Below are 2,011 nucleotides of genomic sequence, written 5' to 3'. Positions count from 1 at the left end.
TGGTGGAGATGAGGAGGCTCGAACTCCTGACCCCCTGCGTGCAAGGCAGGTGCTCTCCCAGCTGAGCTACACCCCCGTCTTCAACAAGGTTCCTCTTGCCTGAAAGTCTGTCTTCACAGACCTTCAAAATTGAACAATACTTAAAGCTCGAACTTCTCTCTTCCTTAGAAAGGAGGTGATCCAGCCGCACCTTCCGATACGGCTACCTTGTTACGACTTCACCCCAATCACCAGCCCCACCTTCGGCAGCGTCCCCCTTGCGGTTAGACTACTGACTTCGGGTGTTACCGGCTCTCATGGTGTGACGGGCGGTGTGTACAAGGCCCGGGAACGTATTCACCGCGGCATGCTGATCCGCGATTACTAGCAATTCCGACTTCATGCAGGCGAGTTGCAGCCTGCAATCCGAACTGAGACCGCTTTTATAGATTCGCTCCACCTCGCGGTTTCGCTGCTCATTGTTAGCGGCCATTGTAGTACGTGTGTAGCCCAGGTCATAAAGGGCATGATGATTTGACGTCATCCCCACCTTCCTCCGTTTTGTCAACGGCAGTCCCGTTAGAGTGCTCTTGCGTAGCAACTAACAGTAAGGGTTGCGCTCGTTGCGGGACTTAACCCAACATCTCACGACACGAGCTGACGACAACCATGCACCACCTGTCTTACCGTCCCCGAAGGGAACTCCCAATCTCTTGGGATAGCGATAGATGTCAAGACCTGGTAAGGTTTTTCGCGTTGCTTCGAATTAAACCACATACTCCACTGCTTGTGCGGGCCCCCGTCAATTCCTTTGAGTTTCAACCTTGCGGTCGTACTCCCCAGGTGGATTACTTATTGTGTTAACTCCGGCACGGAGGGGGTTATCCCCCCACACCTAGTAATCATCGTTTACGGCATGGACTACCAGGGTATCTAATCCTGTTTGCTCCCCATGCTTTCGAGCCTCAGCGTCAGTAAAAGCCCAGCAGGCCGCCTTCGCCACTGGTGTTCCTCCCGATATCTACGCATTCCACCGCTACACCGGGAATTCCGCCTGCCTCTACTTCACTCAAGAACCACAGTTTTGCGCGCAGTTCAGGGGTTGAGCCCCTGCATTTCACACGCAACTTATGATCCCGCCTACACTCCCTTTACACCCAGTAATTCCGGACAACGCTCGCCATCTACGTATTACCGCGGCTGCTGGCACGTAGTTAGCCATGGCTTCCTCCTGTGGTACCGTCATTATCGTCCCACAAGACAGAGGTTTACAATCCGAAAACCTTCTTCCCTCACGCGGCGTCGCTGCATCAGGGTTCCCCCCATTGTGCAATATTCCCCACTGCTGCCTCCCGTAGGAGTCTGGGCCGTGTCTCAGTCCCAATGTGGCCGTTCAACCTCTCAGTCCGGCTACTGATCGTCGCCTTGGTGGGCCTTTACCCCGCCAACTAGCTAATCAGACGCGAGCCCATCTCAGAGCGGATCGCTCCTTTCTTGATCAGGGGATGTCCCCCAACCACCGTATGCGGTATTAGCAGTCGTTTCCAACTGTTGTCCCCCACTCCGAGGCAGGTTGCTCACGTGTTACTCACCCGTCCGCCACTAACAACCTCTCTCTTCCTAGCAAGCTATTCTAAAAGAGGTGTCCGTTCGACTTGCATGTGTTAGGCGCGCCGCCAGCGTTCGTCCTGAGCCAGGATCAAACTCTTTATCAAAGTTGTATCTAAACAGTGTTCCCACTGTTCAAACCTAAGCTCATTTCAAACTTGACGTTCAAAATTACTTCGCTTGGTGTTGTCTCTCAAAGAGACGCATCCAGTCCGTGATAGACCGGATTTTTAGGTCCGTTCAAGCTTCAGTATTGTTCAATTTTCAAGGTCCGTTCGGCATCTCGCCGTGCCTTTTATTATATCTCGCTGCCTTCTTTTTGTCAACCCCTTTTTTCTCCCCTCTCGGTTCGAATCCCAGGGCTCACTCCTCGGAAACCGCACTCCCGTGCGCTCCCCTCGCGGACAGCTTTTGTATAATACCA

The 2,011-nt window shown here is 53.2% G+C and carries 1 tRNA gene and 1 rRNA gene; both read right to left on the bottom strand.

Features of this window, described 5'->3' with window-relative positions:
* Positions 1-76, bottom strand: a tRNA-Ala gene (locus HJY11_RS13310).
* Positions 77-168: 92 nt separating this feature from the next.
* A 16S ribosomal RNA gene (locus HJY11_RS13305) occupies positions 169-1,694 on the bottom strand.
* Between the last annotated feature and the right edge of the window lie 317 nt (positions 1,695-2,011).

The organism is Bittarella massiliensis (ex Durand et al. 2017) (assembly GCF_017566145.1).
GTDB classification, from domain to species: domain Bacteria; phylum Bacillota; class Clostridia; order Oscillospirales; family Ruminococcaceae; genus Bittarella; species Bittarella massiliensis_A.
This window is presented reverse-complemented; position numbering and strand designations above follow the sequence as displayed.